This window comes from Lysobacter capsici (genome assembly GCF_018732085.1).
Lineage (GTDB): Bacteria > Pseudomonadota > Gammaproteobacteria > Xanthomonadales > Xanthomonadaceae > Lysobacter > Lysobacter capsici_A.
In genome coordinates this window covers 2,198,438-2,223,687 of sequence record NZ_CP076103.1, presented here as the reverse complement: position 1 = coordinate 2,223,687, position 25,250 = coordinate 2,198,438, and the positions used below count along the sequence as shown (strand labels likewise).

12 protein-coding genes and 1 pseudogene are annotated in these 25,250 nt (G+C 66.4%); 4 read left to right on the top strand and 9 right to left on the bottom strand.

Annotated features, from left to right (window positions below; all coding sequences use genetic code 11):
* Positions 1-16 precede the first annotated feature (16 nt).
* The 4 genes and pseudogenes from recX to lexA form a co-directional block, all read right to left on the bottom strand.
* Positions 17-493, bottom strand: a pseudogene (gene recX, locus KME82_RS26560) (recombination regulator RecX); the annotation flags it as partial.
* A gap of 573 nt (positions 494-1,066) precedes the next feature.
* Complete coding sequence (gene recA, locus KME82_RS09215; RefSeq protein ID WP_056108547.1) at positions 1,067-2,095, bottom strand: recombinase RecA; 1,029 nt, start codon at positions 2,093-2,095, stop codon at positions 1,067-1,069.
* Between the two features lie 37 nt (positions 2,096-2,132).
* Complete coding sequence (locus KME82_RS09210; protein ID WP_215498236.1) at positions 2,133-2,372, bottom strand: hypothetical protein; 240 nt, start codon at positions 2,370-2,372, stop codon at positions 2,133-2,135.
* A gap of 16 nt (positions 2,373-2,388) precedes the next feature.
* Complete coding sequence (gene lexA, locus KME82_RS09205) at positions 2,389-3,036, bottom strand: transcriptional repressor LexA (RefSeq protein WP_036111519.1); 648 nt, start codon at positions 3,034-3,036, stop codon at positions 2,389-2,391.
* Positions 3,037-3,185: 149 nt separating this feature from the next.
* On the opposite strand from lexA, the gene KME82_RS09200 reads away from it, so the two are divergent.
* The gene (locus KME82_RS09200; protein ID WP_215498235.1) at positions 3,186-4,127 is read left to right on the top strand and encodes a bifunctional helix-turn-helix transcriptional regulator/GNAT family N-acetyltransferase; all 942 of its coding nucleotides are present in this window, start codon (positions 3,186-3,188) and stop codon (positions 4,125-4,127) included.
* A 130-nt stretch (positions 4,128-4,257) separates the two neighbouring features.
* Here the strand turns inward: KME82_RS09200 and KME82_RS09195 are convergent, their stop codons facing one another.
* From KME82_RS09195 to KME82_RS09175, 5 genes are all read right to left on the bottom strand, one after another.
* Positions 4,258-4,758, bottom strand: coding sequence for a CinA family protein (locus KME82_RS09195; protein WP_430538836.1), 501 nt, complete (start codon positions 4,756-4,758; stop codon positions 4,258-4,260).
* A 491-nt stretch (positions 4,759-5,249) separates the two neighbouring features.
* Positions 5,250-6,338 carry a hypothetical protein gene (locus tag KME82_RS09190; RefSeq protein ID WP_215498234.1) on the bottom strand — a complete coding sequence of 363 codons (1,089 nt, stop codon included), beginning with the start codon at positions 6,336-6,338 and terminating at the stop codon, positions 5,250-5,252.
* Positions 6,339-6,844: 506 nt separating this feature from the next.
* Positions 6,845-9,373, bottom strand: a complete 2,529-nt coding sequence (locus tag KME82_RS09185) for a TonB-dependent receptor (RefSeq protein WP_215498233.1) — start codon at positions 9,371-9,373, stop codon at positions 6,845-6,847.
* A 1,196-nt stretch (positions 9,374-10,569) separates the two neighbouring features.
* A complete protein-coding gene (gene rocF, locus KME82_RS09180; RefSeq protein WP_215498232.1) occupies positions 10,570-11,493 on the bottom strand; it encodes an arginase in 924 nt (307 codons plus the stop codon).
* Positions 11,494-11,636: 143 nt separating this feature from the next.
* Positions 11,637-12,410: a ferredoxin--NADP reductase gene (locus tag KME82_RS09175; RefSeq protein WP_215498231.1), complete on the bottom strand. Its 774-nt coding sequence runs from the start codon at positions 12,408-12,410 to the stop codon at positions 11,637-11,639.
* A gap of 663 nt (positions 12,411-13,073) precedes the next feature.
* Between KME82_RS09175 and KME82_RS09170 the strand changes: the two genes are divergently transcribed.
* The 3 genes from KME82_RS09170 to KME82_RS09160 all read left to right on the top strand — a co-directional run bounded on the left by KME82_RS09170 (position 13,074) and on the right by KME82_RS09160 (position 25,237).
* Positions 13,074-13,928 carry a sterol desaturase family protein gene (locus KME82_RS09170; RefSeq protein WP_215498230.1) on the top strand — a complete coding sequence of 285 codons (855 nt, stop codon included), beginning with the start codon at positions 13,074-13,076 and terminating at the stop codon, positions 13,926-13,928.
* A gap of 73 nt (positions 13,929-14,001) precedes the next feature.
* On the top strand, positions 14,002-23,490 hold the full coding sequence (locus KME82_RS09165) for an HSAF biosynthetic non-ribosomal peptide synthetase/polyketide synthase (RefSeq protein ID WP_215498229.1): 9,489 nt from the start codon (positions 14,002-14,004) through the stop codon (positions 23,488-23,490).
* Positions 23,480-25,237 (top strand): phytoene desaturase family protein, encoded by a 1,758-nt coding sequence (locus KME82_RS09160; RefSeq protein WP_215498228.1) that lies wholly within the window; start codon positions 23,480-23,482, stop codon positions 25,235-25,237. Before KME82_RS09165 ends, KME82_RS09160 begins: the two co-directional genes overlap by 11 nt.
* Positions 25,238-25,250: the final 13 nt, after the last annotated feature.

The following is a 25,250-nucleotide window of genomic DNA, read 5'->3' as shown; positions in this document are numbered from 1 at the left end:
AAAAGTGCCCGTCCGTTCAGTCCTCGGCGCAAAAACGATTCGCATTACGCGCGGTATCGCCGTCGAAGCCGCGCCGCATCAGCAGGTCGGCGGCCTTGCGGCGCAGCGCCGGGTCGCTGGCGAAGTCCTCGCCGAAGCGGCGCCGGAGCAAATCGCGGGCGTTTTCCAGCCAATTTCCTTCGTAGGCGGCCAGCGCCTGGGCGATGGCCTCGCTGTCGAGGCCGTGCATGTTCAGTTCGGCGCGGATATGCACCGGGCCATAGCCGTTGCCGGCCCGGCTGCGAACCAGGCTTTCGGCGAAGCGGTGGTCATTCTGCCAGCCGGCATCGGCGAGCCGATCGACGGCAGCCACGACCTCCTCGCGATCCAGGCCGCGCGAGGTGAGCTTGCGGGTCAGTTCCTTGCGCGAATGCTCGCGGCGGGTCAGCAGGCCGAGCGCGCGCTGGGTCGGGGTTTGTTCGGGGCGTACACGGCGGCGCTCGCGTCGGGCCGGGCCTAGACCTTCGTCGAATAGCGGGCTGTAGGCGACGTCGGGGAGCGTATCGCTGTTCGGGCCGGCGAGCGGGTCGGCACTGTCGCGACTGTCGGCTGTATCCGTCGCGGGTGTCTTTTCGGAGAAATGGTCGGCGAAATCGGCTGCCGTGGGTCGCTTTGGCTCGGCCGATGAACCGTCACCCCGGTCGGGGCGCGCCCGTGGGCTGGCTTGGGTGCCGGAGCCCGACCAGGCTCCGGAACGTTCCGAATCCTGCTCCCGACGCTGGACCCAGCCGCCGCCATCACTGGCGGCGTTGGCTCCAGAGCGGTCGAGCCGGTCTGGCTGCCCAGACGCAATCTCGACGAGGCCGTCCTCCACGACGTCATCGGCCGAAGACGATGCCGATATCGCCCCGTCTTCGATCGCGCGCATCCTTGCCCGCAATTCGGCCAGACGCTCGCCGGCACGACCGGCGGACGGCTTGCCGTCCGGCCCGGTCGTGTCATCGGCGCCGCGGTCGCGGCGCTTGCGTTCGTCCCGATCGGAACTCATCGGTCTCTACAGGCGGTTTCTGTCGGCGCTTACGGCAGGTCAATCCTCGCTGACTTCCTCTTCGCGCGGGGCGTCGGTGGGCACGAACTTCTCGCGCAACGCCGCTTCCAGGCGAGCGGCCATCTCGGGGTTTTCCTTGAGGTACTGGCGCGCGTTTTCCTTGCCCTGGCCGATGCGCTCGTCGCCGCAGCTGTACCAGGCGCCGGACTTCTCGACCAGCTTGGCTTCCACGCCCATGTCGATCAGTTCGCCTTCGCGCGAGATGCCTTCGCCGTAGAGGATTTCGGTGACGACCTGCTTGAACGGCGGGGCGAGCTTGTTCTTGACGACCTTGATCTTGGTCTGGTTGCCGATGATCTCGTCGCCCTTCTTGATCGCGCCGATGCGGCGGATGTCCAGGCGGATCGAGGCGTAGAACTTGAGCGCGTTGCCGCCGGTGGTCACTTCCGGGCTCTGGCCCGGCATCATTACGCCGATCTTCATGCGCAGCTGGTTGATGAACACCACCAGGGTGCCCGAGCGCTTGATGTTGCCGGTCAGCTTGCGCAGCGCCTGGCTCATCAGACGGGCCTGCAGGCCCGGCAGCTGGTCGCCCATTTCGCCTTCGATTTCGGCCTTCGGGGTCAGCGCGGCGACCGAGTCGATGACGACGATGTCGACCGCGGCCGAACGCACCAGCATGTCGGCGATTTCCAGCGCCTGTTCGCCGGTGTCGGGCTGCGACAGCAGCAGGTCGTCGACGTTGACGCCGAGCTTGGCGGCATAGATCGGGTCGAGCGCGTGCTCGGCGTCGATGAAGGCGGCGGTGCCGCCCTTCTTCTGGCATTCGGCGATGGCCTGCAGGGTCAAGGTGGTCTTGCCCGAGGATTCCGGACCGTAGATCTCGACCACGCGGCCCTTGGGCAGGCCGCCGATGCCCAGCGCGATGTCGAGCATCAGCGAGCCGGTACCGATGACCTCGGTGATCTCGACCGCGCGGTCGCCCATGCGCATCACCGAGCCCTTGCCGAACTGCTTGTCGATCTGGCTCAGAGCGGCGGTAAGGGCGCGCTTCTTGTTCTCGTCCATCGTGGTGTTCCTTAAGTCGTGTCGTGGTGAGGGGAAGTTAGAGGACGCGGATCGCAGAGGTTGAGACCGTCGCGCCTGGAATCAAATTATCTGCCTCGGCGGGTCGCGAAAGCCGGGCGACGGCCTGTGCCGGGGTCGGATTTTCCCCTGTCGGCGCCACGGAAACCGCCCCGAGCACCGCGGCGGCCAATCCCTGCAAAGCCGCCTGTACGGCGTGGATCGGCGCGCAGGTGCGGACCGATCCGTAGCGGTCGAGCTGTACGTGCGTGCGATCCATGATCCGGCGATCCATTTCAGCGATTGGGCCGGACCAGGCCGCAGTACAGGCCCTCGATCGCGAAATCCTGATCCGGCTGGACCTCGATCGGCGCGTAGTCGGGGTTGCGTGGCAGCAGGCGGATGCGGTCCTTGCCGATCTTGAGCAGCTTGACGGTGATCTCGTCGTCGATGCGCGCGACCACGATCTGGCCCGAACGCGCATCGTGGGTGCGATGCACGCCGATCAGGTCGCCGTCGAAGATGCCTTCGTCGCGCATCGAGTCGCCCTTGACCTTGAGCAGGTAGTCCGGCGACGGGAAGAACATGTTGCGATCGAGCAGGACGTAGTTGTCCGGCTCCACGCCGGCGCCCGAGCCGATCGGCGAGCCGGCCGCGACCCGGCCCAGCACCGGCAGGCGGATCGCGTCCTCGTTGGCCGACGCCAGCCCCAGCTCGCGCTGGGCCTGCGGCGGCGGCTGCAGCACCCGGATGCCGCGGGCGCGGCCCGGCATGCGTTCGATCGCGCCGGCGGTCTCGAGCGCGTCGAGGTGGTACTGCGCGGCGCGCACGCCCTTGAACCCGAACGCCTTGGCGATCTCGGCCTGGGACGGCGGGAGGCCTTCGGCGTCGATCCGCTCGGCGATCAGCGCGAGGATGGCTTGCTGGGTGTCGGTCAGGTTCATGGTTAGCAGTATTACTACTCATGTTCGAAGTTAGTAGTAATACTACTAACGTACCGGACCGGCAAGGCCGCTCGTCCGGAATTTGTTTGACTAAGTCAAACAACTGACCGACGCTGCGGACTGAGCCCACCGCAATCGCCGATGCCGCCATGGCCACCGAAATCCAGACCGCCCAGGTCGACGCCGTCCGCGCCTTCAATCGTTTCTATACCCGCCGGATCGGGGTGCTGCAGGAAGGCCTGCTGGACAGCCCGTTCACCCTGACCCAGGGGCGGGTGCTGTTCGAACTGGCCCAGCGCGAACCGGTCGCGGCCCGCACCATCGGCGATGCGCTCGGGCTGGACCCGGGGTATCTGAGCCGCATCGTGCAGGGCTTCGTCAACACCGGGCTGGTCGAGAAAACCCGTTCGGCGCACGACGGGCGCAGTTTCGCCCTGACCCTGACCGAGGCCGGGCGCGCGACCTTCGCCGGGCTCGATCGCACTTCGCACCAGGCCACCGCCGATCTGCTCGCGGCGCTGCCGCCGTTCGAACGCGAACGCCTGCTGCGGGCGCTCAGCGAGGCCGAACGGGCGCTGTCGCCGCCGGCCCTGCCCGCGGCGCAGCGGTTGCTGGTCCGCACCCACCGGATCGGCGACATCGGCTGGGCGATCGAGCGCCACGCCCGCCTGTATGCCGACGAGTACGGCCTGAACGAAGAATTCGAGGCACTGGTGGCGGGTTTGTTCGCGCGTTTCGCCAGCGAGCACGATCCGCGCCGTGAGCGTTGCTGGATCGCCGAACTCGACGGCGAACGGATCGGCTGCGTGTTCGTGGTGCGCAATCAGGACGATCCGCAGGCCGCGCAGCTGCGCTGCCTGCTGATCGATCCGCGCGCGCGCGGGCTGGGCCTGGGCCGGCGCCTGGTCGAGACCTGCATCGAGTTCGCGCGCGAGGCCGGTTATCGGCGAATGATGCTGTGGACCAACGACGTGCTGGTCACGGCGCGCAGGATCTATGAGCGCTGCGGCTTCGTCCTGACCGAGGAAGAGCGCCACCACAGCTTCGGGCAGGACTTGGTCGGACAGGTCTGGCGGCGCGAGTTCGATTGAGGTTGGGCGGACGCGTGCGGACGGCTCGCTGGAATGAGCTTCGGCCTCGACTCGGGCCGATCCCGGCGAGCGCGGATGGATCAGCCATCGCGTTGCAGGCGACGACGGACACGCCCGCCGCCCCCGGAACTCAGGCCGCCAGCGCCTGCATCCCGCGCAGCGCCGCGGCCACGCTGTGCCGGCGTACCGCCTCGCGGTCGCCGTCGAAATGGAAGACCTCGGCGCGCGGGTAGCCGTTGCGGCGTTTCCACGCGATCCAGACCGTGCCCACCGGCTTGTCGTCGGTGCCGCCGCCGGGGCCGGCGATGCCGGTCACCGCGACCGCGATGGTGGCGCCGGTATTGGCCAGCGCGCCGGAGACCATTTCGATGACGGTCTCGCGGCTGACCGCGCCGAACTGCTCCAGGGTCTGCGGGCGCACGCTCAGCAGTGCCTGCTTGGCCTCGTAGCTGTAGGCGACCAGGCCGCATTCGAACCAGGCCGAGGAACCGGCGATGTCGGTCAGGGTCTTGGCGATCCAGCCGCCGGTGCAGCTCTCGGCGGTGACCAGCATGTGGTGGTTGAGACGGGCGGATTCGCCGATCTGCTGGGCGAGCCGCTGCAAGGCGGAGTCGGAGGTGTCTTCGATCATGGCGCCCATGATAGCCGGCGACGGGGGGCGGGCTTTGCCTGGGTGGTCGGGATGAGGGGTGGCCCTCGTCCGGTCGGGTTCAGGGCCGGTGGCCTCGGCATCGGTAGTGGCTGGCTGGAGGCGCTGACTCGGGTGTGAGCGCAGCTCAAGCGCCGGAATGACGGCCAGGGGCAAGGGGCGCGTGGTTCACGACCGCACCTTCATCGCTGCAGCACACTTCCAAGCCGTCATTCCCGCGAAAGCGGGGATCCAGGGCTTTACCGTGGCAGGACTCTGAAGTCTCTGGATCCCCGCCTTCGCGGGGATGACGGCAAGGAGCGGGAAGCGCGGTGTTGGAGGGCGCGGTGTTGGAAGGCGGACTGCTGGCTGGGGATTCGACGTTGCCGCAGTGGCGCGGTCGCGGCTTGCGCCGCTCCTACAGTTTGGAACGCGGCATGCGCTCAGGGCTTCACGATCACGGAGCGACTATGGCGCCGGCGAGCGCGCGCGGCTCAGTTCTCGAACATCTTCTTGAGCGCCTGCTTACGCTGCTCGGTCATGAGGTAGTAGTACTTCACTCCGGAATTTTTATCGGCGCCGCTCTCGGCCGCGATCGAATAGGGCCGGTACTGGATCTTCGCCAGCAGTTGCTTGAGCTTGTCGTTGTCCAGGCGCGCGAGCTGGGCGCTTACGCGATCGGCCAAGACCGGATGGAAGTCGTAGCTGATCGAACTCATGCTGCACGAGACCTTGTCGGCCGACAGCCGCACGCAGGCATTCTCGTCGTAGGTGGCGGCGAAATTGCTCGGCACGAAGGCGTCGAGCAGCAGCAGTTCGCCGGGCGCGATCTTGACCGTGGCGAACGGGGTCTTGGCCGAGATCGACGGCATCGCCGCGAGCGCGTCGATCTCTTCGCGTTTGCTGTCGCGCTCCCAGCGCCCGTCCTCGACCACGCGGTCCTCGACGTGCCGCTCGCTCGACCATGAAACGCAGTTGTTGCTGCCGGCGACGACCAGCGAGCAGTAGCTGGTTTCCACCACGCCCGGCATCGTCTGCGGCGGCACCCATCGCTGCCCGTTGTCGACCCAGGTCCAGTCCTTGCGGTCCTCCAGCACCACCATGCCCACGCCGTCGTCGGCGATCTGCTTGAGCAGGCCGTAGCCGCGGCTGTTCTCGTGGGTGATGGTGAAATAACCCGACGCCGCCAGCCGGTACGTGCCCGGCTTGATCGCGTATACGGCGAAGTCCTCATCGAGCTTGAGCACCAGATCGGCGTCGCGGTTCATTCCGAACTGCGTCCTGGGGTCGCCGACTTTTTCCCAAAGCACCTCCAGCGCGGTCGGACTGACGCCTTCGATACGGCGCCTGGCCCGGGTGTCCGACAACATCGGCACCACCACCAGCGCCCTGCCCTCACCCAATGCCTTGCTCAGCGAGTCGGCGGCCGTATCCAGCGACGCGACGTGGGCCATGTCGTCGCGCGGCGCGAATGCACTCGGACCGGCGTTTGCGGCCGTCTGCGCCGACGCGCCGCCGGCCCAGGCCAGGGCGCAACCCGTCATGCATGTCAGCAGCCAGCCGGCCTTCGATTCGGTTTCCATCCGATCCTCCTGATCCATGGCGAAAAACGAAACCTGCGCGGAATTTGGGCGACACGCGCGGGGCTTGTCAAATCGTCGGATCAAGCCGATCGGCCACGCCGCCTGGAGCGGTCTTGATTCGGGATAGTTCGCGCCTGTTTTCGCCGCTGCCTGTTAACGCGGGCACGCGCATTTCGGCCCGAGTCGCACAGTGATCCGGGCGCGCCGAAACCCTGATCGGGCGTGAGCCGGCAGCACGCGCGCAAGACGACGGCGCGACAGGCCGACATCGCAGGAGCGATTCGAGCTCACGCCCGCGCGTCCGCGGTAAATGCGGCGGATGCCGTGCCTGCAACATGAAGCAAAGGCCGCTCTCGCTTCGCGGCGTCTTCGATAACTCAAAGCGCCGAGCGCGCCAGGACGGCGCGCCGGTCGACAAACGATGCAGGGCCGCCGCGAACCGTACGCGAACCGGTCCGACATCGCGCGAGTCCGGGGACGGCATCGCGCCGTCCCCAGCGCGCGTATCAGTACATCATCCGCAAGGTCACGCCATAGGTGCGCGGCGCGCCGAGGAAGGCGTTCCACGAACCGGTCTGCAGCGGCGCATCGAAACCAACCTGCTTGTATTCCTCGTCGAACAGGTTCAAGGCCCAGGCCTCGACCATCCAGCGACGGTTCTTGGCGCCGATGCCGACCCGCGCGTTGACCACGGTGTAGGCCGCCTGGCCCTTCTCCGGGTCCAGGTCCGAGCCGGTGTTGTAGTCGGAGGAATACTTGGCGCCGATGTTGGCGCGGCCGATCAGGCTGGAACCGAAATCCCATTGATAGGTCACCGAGGCCGAAGCCGACCACAACGGCGCGAAGCTCGCGCGCGCGCCCGGCAACTTGGCCAGGTCCGCGTCGGGCAGCGGATCGTTGCCGTACTTGGTGTCGGCGTACATCACGCCGCCCTGCAGCATTAGGCCCTTGATCCCGGGCTGCCAGAGGATTTCGGTGTCGATGCCTTGCGACACCACTTCCGGAATCGAACGCACCACGAAGCTGGTGCCGAGGAAGCTGTTGAGCTGGAAGTCGCTGTAGGTCTGGTGGAACAAGGTCGCGTTGAGCAGCAGGTTGCCGCCGGCCCAGGTGGTCTTGGCGCCCAGCTCGTAGCTGTCGACGAACTCGCCCGGGAACGAGGTGTCGTTGACCGGGGTGATGCCGGCGGTGCCGGCCGACAAACCGTTCGACGACTGCACGCGATCGAGGTTGAAGCCGCCGGCCTTGTAGCCGCGCGCGGCCGAGGCGTAGCCCATGACGTGCTCGTTCCAGCGGTACGCGGCCTTGATCGTGCCCGACCATTCCTTCTCGTCGCGTTCCTGGTTGGTCACCCGGCCGTTGTGCAGGGTGTTGGCCCACGGCAGGCACATGAAGCCGACCACCTGCGGCACCAGCGCGCCGAGCGCCGCGACCGGCACGCCGCGCGCGGCCAGCGCCTGGCCGATCCGGGTCGGATTGCTCAGCGCCGCGCCGCAGCCCAGGCCGCCGTTGGGATTGCTGTAGACCGAATCGAGTTCCTTGTTTTCCTTGGTGTAGCGCAGGCCCAGGGTCAGGTCGAGTTTGTCGGTCGCATGCCAGGTGTTGTTGGTGAACAAGGCGACGCTGTTGCTGTTCTGCTTGTAGCGGTCGAGCGCGCCGAGCCCCGCGAAGCTGCTGCCGAACGGACGGCCGGCGGCCTGCGACAGGAAGGTCGCGGCGTTGGCCATGTTGACCACGCCGGCCGGGAAGCGCGAGGCGATCTGGCCGAGCACCGCGGTCGACAGATACGGCTCGTAGGCGGCGCCGATGCTGTAGGAATCGTTGCGCTTGAGGTCTTCGTCGGCATAGAACAGGCCGAACATCCAGTCGACTTTTTCGGTCGAGCCGGTCAGGCGGAATTCCTGGCTGAACTGCTTGAAGCCGGTGAACGATTCGTTCGGGTCCGGATTGCGGTAGATGATGTCGGCGCTGGTGAAGTCGAAATCCAGGCCGTTGATCGCCTGCCATTCGCGCGAGGCGGTGATCGAGGTCAGGGTCGCGCCGTTGAACCACGGCGTGATCCAGTTGACCTCGGCCGACAGGCCCTTGTCCTTGATGTCCTGGGTGGTCGGACGGTTGCTCCAGGCGCGGCGCGCGAACGGATCGGCGACCGGCGCCACGCCGACGCCGCCGACCAGGCCGTTGATGATCGCCGCGGTCGGGCCGCGCACCGTGGTCAGGCCGACGCAGCAGTTTTCTTCGCGGCTGGTGTAGTCGGCGATCAGGTTGATGTCGAGGTTTTCGGTCGGCTCGAACAACAGCTGGCCGCGCAGGGTGTGGAAGTTCTGGTCGCCGTCCTCGCGCTCGCCGCGCGGGCCGCGGCCGACCTCGACGTCGGTGAACCCATCGCGCTTGCGCTTGGCGCCGTACACGCGGAACGCGGCGTTTTCGCCGATGGTGGTGTTGAGCGACCCGGCCGCGCCGAGCGCGCCGTAGTTGCCGACGGTGAATTCGCCTTCGACCGTGGTGTCGTAGGTCGGGCGGCGGGTGATCACGTTGATCACGCCGGCCGAAGTGTTCTTGCCGAACACCGTGCCCTGCGGGCCCTTGAGCACTTCGATGCGTTCGATCTCGCCCAGGTCGCCGAAGCCCACGCCGTTGCGCGGACGGTACACGCCGTCGATGACCACGCCGACCGAGGATTCCAGGCCGGCGTTGTCGCCGACCGTGCCGATGCCGCGGATGCGCGCGACGGTCTGCACTTCGCTCTGGGTGCTGCTGACGGTCAGGCCGGGCACCAGCACCTGCACGTCCTTGACGTCGCGCACGCCGCTGTCCTGCAGCAACTGCTGCGGCAAGGCGGTGATCGAGATCGGCACGTCCTGCATCGCCTCCTCGCGCTTCTGCGCGGTGACGGTGAGGCCGGCCAGGGTCTTGGCTTCCTCTTCCTGCGCGGGTGCGGCGGCCTGTTGCGCCTGCGCGCTCGCGGCGAGCGAGGCCAGGCTCAATGCGATGGCCCAGGACAAGGCTTTACGACTCGACTGGCGAGCGATCATGTGATTTCCCCCTTTGTATTGAAGCGTTTCGTTGCAACGTGGCTGACGTCAATGTCTGTTGCGGCGATGGCGGACCGGTGCGGCGTGCGGCTGGGCGGTGCGAAGGGCGAGGCAAGGCGATGCCGGCGGCCGGTGTCGGCGTCGCGCGCACTTCCCCTGCGCGCGACGCATCCTGGATTCGATACGCAATACGGGAACGATTGCGGCCTTGGCGTGTGAGGATGTGGATCGTCCGTCGGAACTTAACACGCCATTTGCACACGTCATGCCGCGTCGCAGCACCTTTGTGCGGGCAAGCAATTGCCTCGCCGATGCGGGGGCGATAAACGAACGAACGTTCGGGTTTTAGTTCGATACGATTTGAACAGCCACCGGCCGACACAGGCGTTCTGGCTCAGCGCCAGTTGCCTATCCGATGGCGCAGCCAGCTTCGAGCCAATGCGCCGCTGCGAGGTCTTTTGTGGGAGGGGCTTTCAGCCCCGACGCTGTTCGATCAGGTTGCCCGGAGTCCACCGCTTCTGAGCGAAAAGCATCGGGGCTGAAGCCCCTCCCACAAAAAACTTCGGACTTGCGGGGCAGTTGGCAGTTGGCAGTTGGCAGTTGGCAGTTGGCGGTTGGCGGTTGGCGGTTGGCGGTTGGCGGTTGGCGGTTGGCGGTTGGCGGTTGGCGATGACGTTACATCGCCGATGCTTACGATGAATTCGCCGCTGCGTGGCCGCGAAGTCTCTTGTGGGAAGGGGCTTCAGCCCCGACGCTGTTCGATCAGGTTGCCCGGCATTCACCGCTTCTGAGCGAAAAGCATGGGGGCTGAAAGCCCCTCCCACAAAAAACTTCGGACTTGCGGGGCGGTTGGCAGTTGGCAGTTGGCAGTTGGTGGTGACGCTACATCGCCGGTGCTTACGATGAATTCGCCGCTGCGTTGCCGCGAAGTCTCTTGTGGGAGGGGCTTCAGCCCCGACGCTGTTCGATCAGGTTGCCCGGGGTCCACCGCTTCTGAGCGAAAAGCATCGGGGCTGAAAGCCCCTCCCACAAAAAACCTCGCAGCGGCGCGGGCGGTCCAACCGGGGTTCGACTCGCAGCCGATGCAATCTTCAATCCATGCCGGCGCAAACGATCCCGATTGGCGCAAGCGCTCACCGGCGCGAGCCGCCTAGTCCACTCGCGCACCAAGGTCGACCGGCGCGAGCCGCCCTACCTCACTCCCGCACCAAGGTCGACTTGCCGAACAAACTCTCGACCAGGTCGATCGCCACCAGCGCGGTGCCGTTGTCGCGATCGAGGATCGGATTGAGTTCGACGATGTCCAGCGAACCCATGCGCCCGCTCTCGGCGATCATCTCCATCGCCAGCTGCGCTTCGCGGTAGTTCGGCCCGCCCGAGACCACCGTGCCCACGCCGGGCGCGATGCTGGGATCGAGGAAGTCGACATCGAAGCTGACATGGATGTGGGTGTTGTCGTCCACGCCTTCCAGCGCCTGCTCCATGACCTTCTTGATGCCGATATCGCCGATCTTGCGCATGTCGTACACCGGCAGGCCGTGGCGCTTGATCAACTGCTTCTCGCCGGCATCGACCGAGCGCGTACCGATCTGGCGCATCTCGTCGACCTGCATCGCCGGCGCCGAGCCGCCCAGGTGGGTCAGCGATTGCGGCCCCAGGCCGATCAGGCACGCCACCGGCATGCCGTGCATGTTGCCGGTCGGAGTGATGTCGTGGGTGTTGAAATCGGCGTGCGCATCCAGCCAGATCACCCGCAGCTTCTTGCCGTGCTCGCGGCAGTGATTGGCGACCGCGGTGATCGAACCCAGGCCGAGGCAGTGATCGCCGCCGAGCAGGATCGGCATGCGGCCGCCACGCAGTTCGTTGCCTACCGCCTCCATCACCCGCTGGTTCCAGACCACGACCTCGTCGAGATGACGATAGCCGTCGACCGGTTCGGTCCAGGGATTGGGCGGGCCTTCCAGATTGCCGCGGTCGGCGACGTCCAGGCCGAGCGCGCTCAGCGATTCGGTGAGTCCGGCGATGCGCAGCGCTTCGGGTCCCAGGCGCGCGCCGCGGTAGCCCGCACCGATGTCGGTCGGTGCGCCGATCAGCGTTACGGCCGTTTGACTGGTGCTCATGTGTTGTCTCTTTGAATTGCGGGAATGGGGAATCGGGAATGGGGAATCGGAAAAGCGGATCGACGAGACCGGCGAGAGCGAAGCGACAGCGCTCCGCTTTCCGATTCCCGACTCCCCATTCCCGATTCCCGGCAGTCCCCCGCTCACTTCTCCACGAACGCCCGCTCGATCACGTAGTCGCCCGGTTCGCGCGTGCGCGGCGAGGGCTTGAAGCCGCGGCCTTCGAGCAGCGCGGCGGTGTCTTCGAGCATCTGCGGGCTGCCGCACAACATCACCCGGTCCTCGCCCGGGTCCAGCGGCGGCAGGCCGAGGGTCTGCGCCATCAGGCCGTCGGCGATCGCATCGGTGATGCGGCCCTGGTTGCGGAACGGCTCGCGGGTCACGCTGGGGTAGTAGATCAACTGGCGGCGGATCAGCTCGCCGAGGAACTCGTGCTTCGGCAGTTCTTCTTCCAGGAACTGCGCATAGGCCAGGTCGCTGACATGACGCACGCCGTGGGCCAGGACCACGGTTTCGAAGCGCTCGTAGGTCAAAGGGTCGCGGATGATGCTCAGGAACGGCGCCAGGCCGGTGCCGGTGCCGAGCAGGTACAGCCGCTTGCCCGGGTTGAGGTCGTTGAGCACCAAGGTCCCGGTCGGCCGCCGGCTGACCAGCACCTGGTCGCCGTTGTTGATGTGACGCAGGCGCGAGGTCAGCGGGCCGTCGGGCACCTTGATGCTGAAGAACTCCAGATGGTCTTCGTAGTGCGCGCTGGCGATCGAGTAGGCACGCATCAGCGGCCTGCCGTCGACCTCCAGGCCGACCATGACGAAGTGTCCGCTGTCGAAGCGGAAGCCCGGATCGCGGGTGGTGCGGAAGCTGAAAAGGCTGTCGTTCCAGTGCCTGACTTCAATGACGCGCTCGGTCGCCAACTGCATCGTCGTGACTCCTAGTTATGGGCTTATTCCGTCCGCGCGCGCCGGCCGGGGATATTCGTCATCCGGCCGACGCGCGCTTGTAATTAATAAGTGCCATCGCGTCGCGGCTCGCCGTGGCGGGCGGCGGAATGGCGTGCCAATACCAGCACATTATCTTTCCCGCATGGGAATCAATGTTCGGAAGAATGATCCGCGTCACTGCTAAATCGGGCTTGCTCCTTTGACTGCGGCTCGGGCTTACCCCGAATATTGGCGCCGAGATATTCGAAGACGCCGCACGGCGTTTTTCCATCCGCCGGCATGGATGCGGTGACGCATTATGTCAGCTGACCAATCACGTCACTACGAGGGTCGCATGGACGATTCGGTCTTCCTCTGCGCGTCAACAACCGCAAGGCTTCGCGTAGCCGCGGACGGCGTCGCAGTATCGCCGCGGGCGGTATTCGCGATCGGCCCGGCCCGCGCCGGCATGGAAAACATCCGCGCGAGCGGAAATATTCGCCGGAGCCGGCCATGAATACGGACGCGGATCGCAGTTCAAACCTGACGGACACTGCCCAATTCGACCGTGACCCCGGCCCGATTAATATCGGCGGATTATCTGACAGCGCTGTCACAGAGCGTGTAAACCAAACCCGCGTCACGCCGGTCCGGATAAATCCATTGAGCTTTGTCAGTCATATCGCGCACCCATTATTATTAATTTCCGTAGTTATCTACGTAATCGCCGCGATCGGCCTGGGCTGGGATCCGGGCACCGCCACGGTGAGCTTCCTGTTCGCCACTATTTTCTATCTGGCGACGCTCGAATTAATTATTCCGTACGAGCGCGCGTGGCTGCCGTCGCGGCGCGAGTGGGGCCTGTACGCGGTCTATTTCGTGATCACGATGATCGGCGGCGGGCTGGCGCAGTTGCCGGTGATGGCGGTGGTGTCGATGGTCGCCCCGCTGCATCCGGTGCTGCCGCTGTGGGCCGAGATCCCGCTCGCGCTGCTGCTCAGCTCGCTGGCGAGCTACGCGGTGCATCGCGCCGGCCACGACATCCCGCTGCTGTGGCGGCTGCACGGCGTGCATCACGTGCCCGACAAGGTCAACGTCGGCAACAACGGCGTCAACCACGTGTTCGACATCGTGCTGGCCCAGTTCCTGGTGCAGGTGTCGCTGGCATTGATCGGTTTTTCCGAACGCGCGGTGTTCGCGATCGGCATCTTCATCGTCGCCCAGGGCTATTTCGTCCACGCCAACATCGACGTGCGCCTGGGCTGGCTCAACCACATCCTCGCCAGCCCCGAGCTGCACCGCATGCATCACAGCGCCGACAAGGCCGAGGCCGGGCATTTCGGCTCGGACCTGTCGATCTGGGACCGCCTGTTCGGCAGCTACACCTGGCGCCCCGACCGCAAGCCGCGCGCGATCGGCCTGTTCGATCCGGGCTCGTTCCCGCGCAACGGCGCGATCTTCTCGACCCTCGTCCATCCGCTGCGTGGGCGCAAGAAGCCCGCGCCCACGCCGCCTTGAGCCTCACACGTCTCGCAACCCTCTCCTCGCAATCCACCCCACGTACCGGCGATGTAACAACAAGGACTCGATCATGACGGATTCCAGCAGCAAAGCCTCGACCCGCGAGACTCCGAGCAACGACGCGGCCCACCACGCCGCCAGCACGGACAGCGCATCCACGACACCGGCCGCGGGCGTCGGCGACGACCGCATCGCCATCGTCGGCATCGGTTGCCGCCTGCCCGGCGGCGCATCGGATCACCGCGCGTTCTGGCAGAACCTGATCGAGGGCAAGGACTGCCTGACCGCGACCCCGGCCAACCGCTACGACGTCGGCACCCTCGGCAGCAAGGACAAGAGCAAGCCCGGCCGCCTGGTCGGCGGACGCGGCGGCTACATCGACGGCTTCGACGAATTCGACCCGGCCTTCTTCGGCATCAGCCCGCGCGAAGCCGACTACATGGACCCGCAGCAGCGCAAGTTGCTGGAAGTGTCGTGGGAAGCGCTCGAAGACGGCGGCCTCAAGCCCGCCGAACTCGCCGGCCAGGAGATCGGTGTGTTCGTCGGCGCCTTCACCCTCGACTACAAGATCGTGCAGTTCGCCGACCTGAGCTTCGAGACCCTGGCCGCGCACACCGCGACCGGCACGATGATGACGATGGCGTCGAACCGCATCTCGTACTGCTTCGACTTCCGCGGCCCCAGCCTGTCGATCGACACCGCCTGCAGTTCCTCGCTGGTCGCCGTGCATCTGGCCTGCCACAGCCTGCGCCGACGCGAGACCAGCCTGGCGCTGGCCGGCGGCACCCTGCTGCACATGACCCCGCAGTACACCATCGCCGAAACCAAGGGTGGGTTCCTGTCGCCGGAAGGCAAGTCGCGCACTTTCGACGCCGCCGCCAACGGCTACGTGCGCGCCGAGGGTGTCGGCATCGTCGCGCTCAAGCGTCTGGACGATGCGCTGCGCGACGGCGATCCGATCTATGCGGTGATCGTCGGCACCGGCGTCAACCAGGACGGCCACAGCAACGGCATCACCGTGCCCAATCCCGATGCGCAGGTGACCTTGATCAAGCGCGTTTGCGCGGAAGCCGGGATAGAGCCGGGCAGCCTGCAGTACATGGAAGCGCACGGCACCTCGACCCCGGTCGGCGATCCGATCGAAGCCAAGGCGCTCGGCCGCGCGCTAGGCATCGGCCGCAAACCCGGCGACAAGTGCTTCGTGGGTTCGGTCAAGACCAATATCGGTCATACCGAAGCCGCCGCAGGCGTCGCCGGCCTGATCAAGACCGCGCTGGCGCTCAAGCACAAGCTCATCCCGCCGCACATCAACCTCAACACCGTCAATCCGGACATCGATCTGGCCTCGATGCCGTACGAGATCCCGACCCAGGTCACGCCGTGGCCGGCGCACGACGGCCCGGCGCGCGCCGGCGTCAACTCGTTCGGTTTCGGCGGCACCAACGCGCACGTGCTGCTGGAAGAAGCGCCGCCGCGCGAGGACGCGCATGCCCAAGCCGACGACGCCATCGATGCCGCGCTGCGCTACAACATCCTGCCGCTGACCGCGCGCGATTCGGCCGCGTTCCCGGAACTCGTCGAGGGCATTCGCAAGGAACTCGAACGCGACGGCGACGACGCCGTGTCGCTGAAAGACCTCGCCTACACCCTCGCCCACCGGCGCCAGCACCTGGAAGCGCGGCTGTCGTTCGTCTACGACAGCCGCGAAGCGCTGCACGAACGCCTGAGCGCCTACGCCGCCGGCGAAGCGCATCCGCACATCATCGCCGACGAGCGCCGCGGCACCGCCGCGCCGAAACTGGCCTGGGTGTTCACCGGCATGGGCCCGCAGTGGTGGGCGATGGGCCGGCAGTTGTTCGAACACGATCCGATCTACCGCGAAGTGATCGAGCAATGCGACCGCGAGTTGTCCAAGCATGTCGACTGGTCGCTGATCGAGGAAATGAACGCGGCCGAAGCAGATTCGAAGATGAGCGACACCTGGCTCGCGCAGCCGGCCAACTTCGCGGTGCAGATCGCGCTGGCGGCGATGTGGCGCGCGCGCGGCATCGCGCCCGACGCGATCGTCGGCCACAGCACCGGCGAGGTCGCCGCGTTCTACGCCGCCGGCGTGTACACGCTGGAACAGGCGGTCAAGGTGGTGGTGCATCGCAGCCGCCTGCAGCAGAAGCTGGTCGACACCGGCAGCATGCTCGCGGTCAGTCTTAGCGAGGCCGAAGCGCTCAAGCGAGTGAAGCCCTACGGCGACCGGGTGTCGGTGGCGGCGGTCAACAGCCCGACCGCGATTACGCTGGCCGGCGATCAGGATGCGCTGGCCGAACTCGCGGCCAAGCTGCAGGCCGAACAATTGTTCGCCAAGTTCCTGACCGTGCGCGTGCCCTACCACAGCGCCAAGATGGACCTGATCAAGGACGAACTGCTGCAATGCCTCGACGGCCTGGCGCCGCATCCGGCGCAGGTGCCGCTGTACATGACCGCGCGTCCCGGCATCGCCCAGGGCCATGAGCTCGACGCGAGCTACTGGTGGGAAAACGTGCGCAACAGCGTCGGTTTCCGCGCCGCGATCGATCAGCTGATGGACGACGGCTACGATCTGTTCCTGGAAATCGGCCCGCACCCGGTGCTCGGCCACTCGATCCAGGAATGCTTCGCCGCGCGCGGCGGCAGCGCCAAGAGCGTGCCCTCGATCCGGCGCCAGGAAGACGAAGCCGCGCGCTTCACTGCCTCGCTCGCGAGCCTGCACAACCTCGGCCTGGCGATCGACTGGACCTCGCTGCATCCGCGCGGCCGGCACGTCACCCTGCCGCGTTATCCGTTCAAGCGCGATCGTTACTGGATCGAACCGCGTCCGGTCGAACAGATCCGCCTGGGCCAGCTCGATCACCCGCTGCTGGGCCGGCGCATGGCCAATGCCGAACCGACCTGGGAAGCCAAGCTCGACGTCGAGCATCAGCCTTATCTCGAAGACCATCGCATCCAGGGCAACGTGCTGTTCCCGGCCGCGGGCTACATCGAAATGGCGACCCAGGCGGTGCGCGCGATGACCGGCGGCGCGTCGGCCGCGATCGCCGACATCGAACTGCGCAAGGCGCTGTTCCTGCCCGACGCCGAAGCGGCGACGGTGCAGCTGTCGTTCGCCTCCGACGGCGCGACCTTCAACGTCTCGACCGTGTCGGCCGACGGCAACGACCGCACCGTGCACGCCAGCGGCAGCATCCGCGCGAGCCAGGGCCGCCGCAGCGGTCCCAAGCTGGACGTGGCCGCGGTGCGCGAACGCAGCCCGCTGTATCTGGCGCGTTCGGCCTGCTACGACGCGCTGGCGTCGATGGGCTATCACTACGGCCCGGCGTTCCAGGGCATCGAGGAAGTCTGGGTCGCGCCCGGCGAAGCGCTGGCGCGGATCGCGCCGACCCCGCAGTTGCTCGGCGGCGCGGCCGATCACCATTTCCATCCGGCCATGCTCGACGCCTGCTTCCAGGCGCTGCTGACCCCGCAGATCCTCAAGCAGCACAGCGACGATGCGAGCGACACCGGCATCCGCCTGCCGCTGTCGATCCAGGAAGTGCGCACCGACGCGATCGGCGATCGCGCGCTGTGGGTGCATGCGGTGATCACCTTCGACGGCGGCGACGAATTGATCGGCGACATCTTCGTCTACGACGAACACGGCACGCCGTTGGGCCGGGTCGGCGGCTTCCGCGCGGCCAACGTCGAGAACGCCAGTGCCAAGGTCAGCTTGAACACGATCGACAATTGGCTGGCCGAAACCACCTGGGTCGAAAAGGCCGAAGAACCCGCGCAGGTCGAAACCGGATTGGCGATCGCCGAGCCGGGACTGGCCGGCGAAAGCGAAGGCTGGCTGATCTTCGCCGATGCCCAGGGTGTGGGCGACGAACTGGCCGCGCTGGCGGTCAGCCGCGGCGAGCGCGTGCACCTGGTGCGGCCGGGCAAGCGCTACAAGCTGGAAAAGAATCTGCGCGAATCCACCGTCACGCCCGGCGCGGTCAAGGACCTGCAACGTCTGTTCGCCGATCTGGCCAAGCACGAGCAAGGCCGCTTCGGCTCGGTGGTGCATCTGTGGAATCTCGATCAGCCCACGCTCGATCAGATCGACGCCCCCGGCCTGCAGGCCGGCAACAGCCGCGGCGCGTATGCGTTGATCGCGCTGAGCCAGGCGCTGCAGAGCGCGCATCCGCACGGCAGGCTGCATATCGTCACCCGCGGCACCCAGGCGGTGCGGCGCAATGATGCGGTCGAACCGCTCGGCGCGCCGGCCTGGGGCATCGGCCGGGTGCTGTGGTATCAGGAACTGGTCGCCCAGCGCGGCAAGCTGATCGACCTGCAATCGTCGGGCCATTACGACGCAGCCGCATTGCGCGCCGAAGCGCTCGCGTTGCGCCGCGAAGTGCTGGTGATCGACGAGGACGAAATCGCCCTGCGCGACGGCAAGCGCTACACCAGCCGCTTGATGCCGGCAACGCAGCTGACCAAGCCGCTGCCGCTGCGTCTGCGCGCCGACGGCGCTTACCTGGTGACCGGCGCGTTCGGCGCGCTCGGCCGCCTGCTGTGCCGCACCCTGGTCAAGCGCGGCGCGCGCAAGTTGATCCTGGTCGGCCGCAGCAAGCTGCCGCCGCGCGCGCAGTGGCGCGACACCGATCCGAACAGCCCGGTCGGCCGCAACGTGCGCTTCCTGAAAGAGTTGGAAACCCTCGGCGCCGAACCGATCCTGGCCCAGCTCGACATCACCGACGAAGGCGCGCTCAACGGCTGGCTGTCGGACTATCGCCAGCGCGAACTGCCGCCGATCCGCGGCGCCTTCCATCTCGCCGGCCAGGTGCGCGACACCTTGCTGGCCGAGATGGAACGCGACAGCTTCGATCCGGTGTACGACCCGAAGGTGGTCGGCGGCTGGCTGCTGCACAAGTACCTGGCCGATCAGCCGCTCGAGCACTTCGTGCTGTTCGCTTCGATCGCCTCCTTGGTCACCACCGCCGGCCAGACCAACTACGCCGCCGGCAACGCCTTCCTCGACGCCCTCGCCCACCACCGCCGAGCCCGCGGCTTGCCCGCGCTCGCGCTGGACTGGGGCCCGTGGGCGACCGGCATGATCGAGGAACTCGGCCTGATCGATCACTACCGCAACAGCCGCGGCATGAGCTCACTGTCGCCCGATGCGGGCATGGACGTGCTCGAACGCGTGATCGGGCAGGATCGTGCGCAGTTGTTGGTCGCGACCGTGGTCGACTGGCCGATCTTCCTGGCCTGGTACGCCTCGCCGCCGCCGTTGGTGGTCGAACTGGCCAAGCACAACGCTGGCGCAAGCAATGCCGAACACGGCAGCTTCGTCGACGCCTTCCGCGACGGCGACGCCGAAACCCGCTGGAACCTGCTCAACGAACGTTTCCACGGCCTGATCGCCCAGGTCATGCGGATCAAGCACGAGCAGATCGACACCGACGCCAGCCTCAACGCGCTCGGCCTGGATTCGCTGCTGGCGATGGAGCTGCGCGCGCGCATCCACACCGAGCTGAAGGTCGCGTTGCCGGTGGTGACCTTGCTGAGCAGTTCCTCGATCGGCACCCTGAGCGAGCAACTGCATGCGTCGCTGATCGAACTCGTCGCGGCCGACGGCGAGGACGACGGCAGCGCGCAGTTCATCGCCCACACCGACGACACCCGCTACCCGCTGACCCAGAACCAGAATGCGCTGTGGTTCCTCAAACAGCTCAATCCCGATGGCTTCGCCTACAACATCGGCGGCGCGGTCGAGGTGCGGGCCGAACTGGAACCGGAGCTGATGTTCGACGCGGTGCGCGCGCTGATCGCGCGCCACCCGAGCCTGCGCGCCAACTTCATGCTCGACGAAGGCCACGCGGTGCAGAAGATCTCGGCCGAAGGCAAGCACGACATCGCCCTGATCGACGCGCAGGACAAGAGCTGGGACGAAATCTACCAGCACATCATCCGCGAGTACCGCAAACCCTACGACCTCGAGCACGACGCGCTGGTGCGTTTCCGCCTGTACAAGCGCGGCAAGGATCGCTGGGTGATCATGAAGGCCGTCCACCACATCATCTCGGACGCGATCTCGACCTTCACCTTCATCGAAGAACTGCTGTCGATCTACGAAGGCCTGCGCCGCGGCGAGAAGACTGAACTGGCGCCGATCCGCGCGCGCTACCTGGACTTCCTCAACTGGCAGAACAAGTTCCTCGCCAGCCGCGACGCGGGCAAGATGCTCGACTACTGGCAGTCGGCCCTGCCCGAGGAAGTGCCGATCCTCAACCTGCCGACCGACAAGCCGCGGCCGATCGTGCAGACCCACAACGGCGCCTCGCAATTCTTCGTGCTCGAACCCGAACTGAGCGCGCGCATCCACTCGCTGGCGCGCGAAAACGGCGTCACCGTGTTCATGGTGCTGCTCAGCGCGTACTACATCCTGCTGCACCGCTACACCGGCCAGGACGACGTGATCGTGGGCAGCCCGGTGATGGGCCGCACCCAGGAGGAGTTCGCCCAGGTTTACGGCTACTTCGTCAATCCGCTGCCGCTGCACGTCAATCTGTCGCAGCAGCCGAGCATCGCGCAGATGCTCGCGCAGGTGCAGCAGATCGTGCTCAATGGGCTGGACAACCAGGAGTATCCGTTCGTGCTGCTGGTCGAGAAGCTCGGCCTGCAGCACGACCCGAGCCGCTCGGCGGTGTTCCAAGCGATGTTCATCCTGCTCGCGCATAAGGTCGCGACCGAGAAGTACGGCTACCGTCTGGAGTACATCGAACTGCCCGAGGAAGAAGGCCAGTTCGACCTGACCTTGTCGGCCTACGAGGACGAAGCCGACCAGCGTTTCCACTGCGTGTTCAAGTACAACACCGACCTGTTCCTGCCGCAGACCATGCAGCGGCTGGCCTCGCACTACGTCAACCTGCTCGACGAACTGACCCGGGTGCCATCGACGCAGTCGATCGCCCAGTTGCAGTTGCTCGGCCGCGATGAACGCGTGTCGGTGCTGGAGCAGTGGAGCGGCGCGAGCGAAACCGCACAGGCCACGCGGCCGGTGCATCAGCTGATCGCCGACATCGCCCGGGCCAAACCCGATGCGATCGCGGTGGCGGCGCCGGGCGAAACCGGTCCGGCCCGTCAGCTGAGCTACGGCGAACTCGAACGCCGTTCCAATCGCCTCGCCCGCAAGCTGCGCGAACTGGGCGTGCGCGACGGCGCGGTGGTCGCGCTGTGCCTGGACAAGTCGCCGGAACTGATCGTCACCCTGCTCGCGGTGCTCAAGGCCGGCGGCGCGTATCTGCCGCTCGATCCCGAGTACCCGGCCGAACGCCTGGCCTACATGGTCGGCCACGCCGATGCGAAGTTCGCGGTGATCGACGAGGACCGGCGCGAGCGCCTGGCCTCGTGGTCCGGCGAAGTGCTGACGCTCGACGAACTGCATCTGATCGCCGATGCCGAAACCGACGCCTCGCCGGTCGATTTCCCGGTGCGTCTGGACGACAGCGCCTACGTGATCTACACCTCCGGCTCGACCGGAAAGCCCAAGGCGGTGCGCGTCACCCACGCCAACCTAGCCTCTGCCTATGCCGGCTGGGAGCGCGAGTACCGGCTCGACGAAGCCAATGCGCATCTGCAGATGGCGAGCTTCTCGTTCGACGTGTTCGCCGGCGATCTGGTCCGCGCCTTGTGCTCGGGCGGCAAGCTGGTGCTGGTCACCCGCGAACTGCTGTTCAACACCGCGCGCCTGTATCAGGTGATGCTCGACGAGCAAGTCGATGCGGCCGAGTTCGTGCCAGCGGTGGTGCGCGGGGTCATGGACTACTGCGATCGCGAGGGCAAGCGCCTGGACTTCATGCGCCTGCTGGTGGTCGGGTCGGACGTGTGGAAGGTCGAGGAATACCAGCGCTTGCGCGCGCTGGCCGGGCCGCGCAGCCGGGTGATCAATTCCTACGGTCTGAGCGAAGCGACCATCGACAGCACCTACTTCGAAGGCGCGACCGAACACCTCGAACCCAGCCGCATGGTGCCGATCGGCCGGCCGTTCCCGAACAGCGCGCTGTACATCCTCGACGAACACCAGCAGCCGCTGCCGGCCGGCGTGCCCGGCGAGTTGTGGATCGGCGGCGGCGGCGTCAGCGCCGGTTATGTCGGCGACGAAGAACAGACCGCGCAGCGTTTCGTCTCGCTCACCCTCAGCCCCGGCGCGAAGCCGCAACGCTTGTACCGCACCGGCGACCTCGCGCGCTGGAGCGGCGACGGCGAAGTGCAGCTGATCGGCCGCGTCGACACCCAGGTCAAAGTGCGCGGCCATCGCGTCGAGATCGGCGAGATCGAATCGCAGCTCGCCGGTTGGGAACCGGTCAGGCAAGCGGTGCTGACCGTGCGCGAGGATGCGCGCGGCGAAGCGGCGCTGTGCGCCTACTGCGTGGCCGCCGACGAAGGCGAACGCCTGAACTGGCGCGCGCTGCGCGAACATCTGGCCGCGTACCTGCCGACCTTCATGATCCCGGCGCATTACGTCCAGCTCGACGCGCTGCCGCTGTCGGCCAACGGCAAGGTCGATCTGGCCGCGTTGCCGGCGCCGGACTTCGACGCCGGCCAGGCCGAATTCGAAGCGCCGGTGACCTTGTACGAAGTGCGCATGGCCGAACACTGGAAGCAGTTGCTCGGGCTGGAACAGGTCGGCCTGCAGCACGATTTCTTCGAAGTCGGCGGCAGCTCGATCAAGCTGATCGAACTGATCTACAACCTGCAGACCGAGTTCAACATCGCCATCGCGGTGAGCCAGTTGTTCAAGGTCACCACCCTGCACGGCATGGCCAAGACGGTCGAAGCGATCAGCCTGGGCCGCGTGGCCGGCGCGCAGCCCTACCTGCGCTTCAACCAGGGCAAGCAGCACGAGCAGACGATCTTCTGCTTCCCGCCCGCGGGCGGCCACGGCCTGGTCTATCGCCAGCTCGCGGTGCACATGCCCGAGTACGAGTTCGTTTCGTTCAACTACATCCTCGGCGACGAGAAGGTGGCCAACTACGCCGACCTGATCGAGAGCATCCACGCGCCCGACGGCCACTGCACCTTGTTCGGCTATTCGCTCGGCGGCAATCTCGCCTTCGAAGTGGCCAAGGAACTCGAACGCCGCGGCCGCGAAGTGCCCAACGTGGTCATCATGGATTCCTACCGCATTCCGGAATCCTTCGAACTGGGCAACGAGCATTTCGAAGCCTTCGAACGCGAACTCACCGAGCACCTGCGCAAGCACACCGGTTCGGCGATCGTGGCCCAGGAAACCATGGAGCAGGCCAAGGACTACATTCGCTTCTGCAGCCAGACCCCGAACATCGGCAAGATCGCCGCGCCGGTGAGCGTGATCTCCGACGAAGACAAGCTGGTGTTCTACGGCACCGGCCACCGCGGCACCTGGCATGGCAGCTCGACCACCCACACCAAGGTGTTCAAGGGCTTCGGCAAGCACGCCGACATGCTCGACCACGACTACATCGCGCTCAACGCGGCCCTGGCGCGCGGCATCCTGGTGGGAGACGAGACCAATGTCGCCTGACGCGGACGCGGCCAAACCGTCGAAGTCGGGCCCGGACTGGAGCGCGCGCGAGCGTGCTCCAGGGGCCAGGCCGCGGGTGATCATCATCGGCGCCGGCGTGGCCGGCATGGCCACCGGCAGCTACGCCCAGATGAGCGGCCTGGAAACCCGCATCTTCGAAAAACACGTGCTGCCGGGCGGTTGCTGCACGGCGTGGTCGCGCAAGGGTTATATTTTCGATTACTGCATCGAGTGGCTCAACGGCACCGCGCCGGGCAACAACGCTAACCAGGTGTGGCGCGAACTCGGCGCGCTCGACGGCAAGACGGTCAAGAACTTCGAGCTGTTCAACAAGGTCGTCGACGAGACCGGCCGCGAGGTGCGCTTCTACAACGATCCCGATCGCCTGGAAAAACACCTGATCGAGGTTTCGCCGGTCGACGCGCCGTTGATCAAGGCGTTCTGCGACGACCTGCGCCGCTTCACCAAGCTGGCCTTGCATCCGTTCCTGAAACCGGCGCCGCTGGAAAACTGGCGCGAGAAGCTGGCGATGATGCGCCAGGTATTGCCTGCGTTCCGATTGTTCTGGCGCACCGGCGCGGCGCAGATGGGGCCGTATGCGGACCGTTTCGCCGATCCGCTGCTGCGTCGCGGCTTTCGCAACATGTTCTTCCAGGACCCGCAGAACTTCGCGGTGCTGCCGTACCTGTACAACCTGGCCGAAGCGCACAACGACAACGTCGGCTTTCCGCAGGGCGGCTCGCTGGGGCTGTCGCGTTCGGTCGAGGAGCGTTACCTGGGCCTGGGCGGGATCATCAACTACCGCACCCGGGTCGATCGCATCGTGATCGAGGACGGCCGCGCGGTCGGGGTCGAACTCAAGAACGGCGAGAAGCACTACGCCGACCACGTCGTCGCCGCCTGCGACGGCATGTTCACCCTGCATGGATTGCTCGACGGCAAGTACACCAATCCGCGCCTGGACAAATTGTTCAACGACGTGCTGCATCGGCCCGGCGAACGTTATCCCGGCGTGGTCTCGGCCTTCGTCGGGTTCGAAGGCGACGTGCCGGCCGGCGAATCGCACAGCACGACCTACCTGCTCAGCGCGCAGGAGGCGGCCAGGTTGCCGGGCGCCGATCAAGGCAGCCTGGTGGTGCAACTGCGTTCGCGTTATTCCGACGGTTTCGCGCCGGAAGGCAAGTCGGTGATCCATTGCACCTACTTCAGCGACTTCGATTACTGGAAGACCCTGCGCAGCACCGATCGCAAGCAGTACTGGGCGAAGAAGCGCGAAGTGGCGCAGTTCGTGCGCGAGTTCCTGGAGAAACTCTATCCGGGCATCGGCGAACGCATCGAACTGGTCGACGTCGGCACGCCGGCCACCACCGAGCGTTACACCGGCAATCACAAGGGCGCGATCCTGGCCTGGAAATCGCCGGACGCCGACGATCTGCTCGCCGCCCTGGTCAACAAGGACCGCATGCGGCTCAAGGGCCTCACCGGCTTCTCGATGGCCGGCCACTGGATCAACGGCGGCAGCCTGATCAAGGCCGCGTCCAGCGGACGCTTCGCCGCGCAGTACCTGTGCGAGGAACTCGGCGTGCCGTTCAAGGCCTGGGAAAGCGGCAATCGCGAACCCTGGCATCGCGACAAGCTCGGCCATCTGCCGCAACTCGACAACGACCCGCCGCTCGAACGCCCCCGGCCGCTGCGCCTGGTGGAAACCCCGCCGCTGCCGGCCTTGTCGCCGGCGCCCGCCGCCTGAGCCGCAAGGAAGC

Coding starts and splice junctions, on each gene's coding strand:
- KME82_RS09210 (WP_215498236.1), bottom strand. CDS start 2,372: ATGGATCGCACGCACGTACAGCTCGACCGCTACGGATCGGTCCGCACC.
- rocF (WP_215498232.1), bottom strand. CDS start 11,493: ATGAGCACCAGTCAAACGGCCGTAACGCTGATCGGCGCACCGACCGAC.
- KME82_RS09190 (WP_215498234.1), bottom strand. CDS start 6,338: ATGGAAACCGAATCGAAGGCCGGCTGGCTGCTGACATGCATGACGGGT.
- KME82_RS09175 (WP_215498231.1), bottom strand. CDS start 12,410: ATGCAGTTGGCGACCGAGCGCGTCATTGAAGTCAGGCACTGGAACGAC.
- KME82_RS09195 (WP_430538836.1), bottom strand. CDS start 4,758: ATGATCGAAGACACCTCCGACTCCGCCTTGCAGCGGCTCGCCCAGCAG.
- recA (WP_056108547.1), bottom strand. CDS start 2,095: ATGGACGAGAACAAGAAGCGCGCCCTTACCGCCGCTCTGAGCCAGATC.
- KME82_RS09160 (WP_215498228.1), top strand. CDS start 23,480: ATGTCGCCTGACGCGGACGCGGCCAAACCGTCGAAGTCGGGCCCGGAC.
- KME82_RS09200 (WP_215498235.1), top strand. CDS start 3,186: ATGGCCACCGAAATCCAGACCGCCCAGGTCGACGCCGTCCGCGCCTTC.
- KME82_RS09165 (WP_215498229.1), top strand. CDS start 14,002: ATGACGGATTCCAGCAGCAAAGCCTCGACCCGCGAGACTCCGAGCAAC.
- KME82_RS09185 (WP_215498233.1), bottom strand. CDS start 9,373: ATGATCGCTCGCCAGTCGAGTCGTAAAGCCTTGTCCTGGGCCATCGCA.
- lexA (WP_036111519.1), bottom strand. CDS start 3,036: ATGAACCTGACCGACACCCAGCAAGCCATCCTCGCGCTGATCGCCGAG.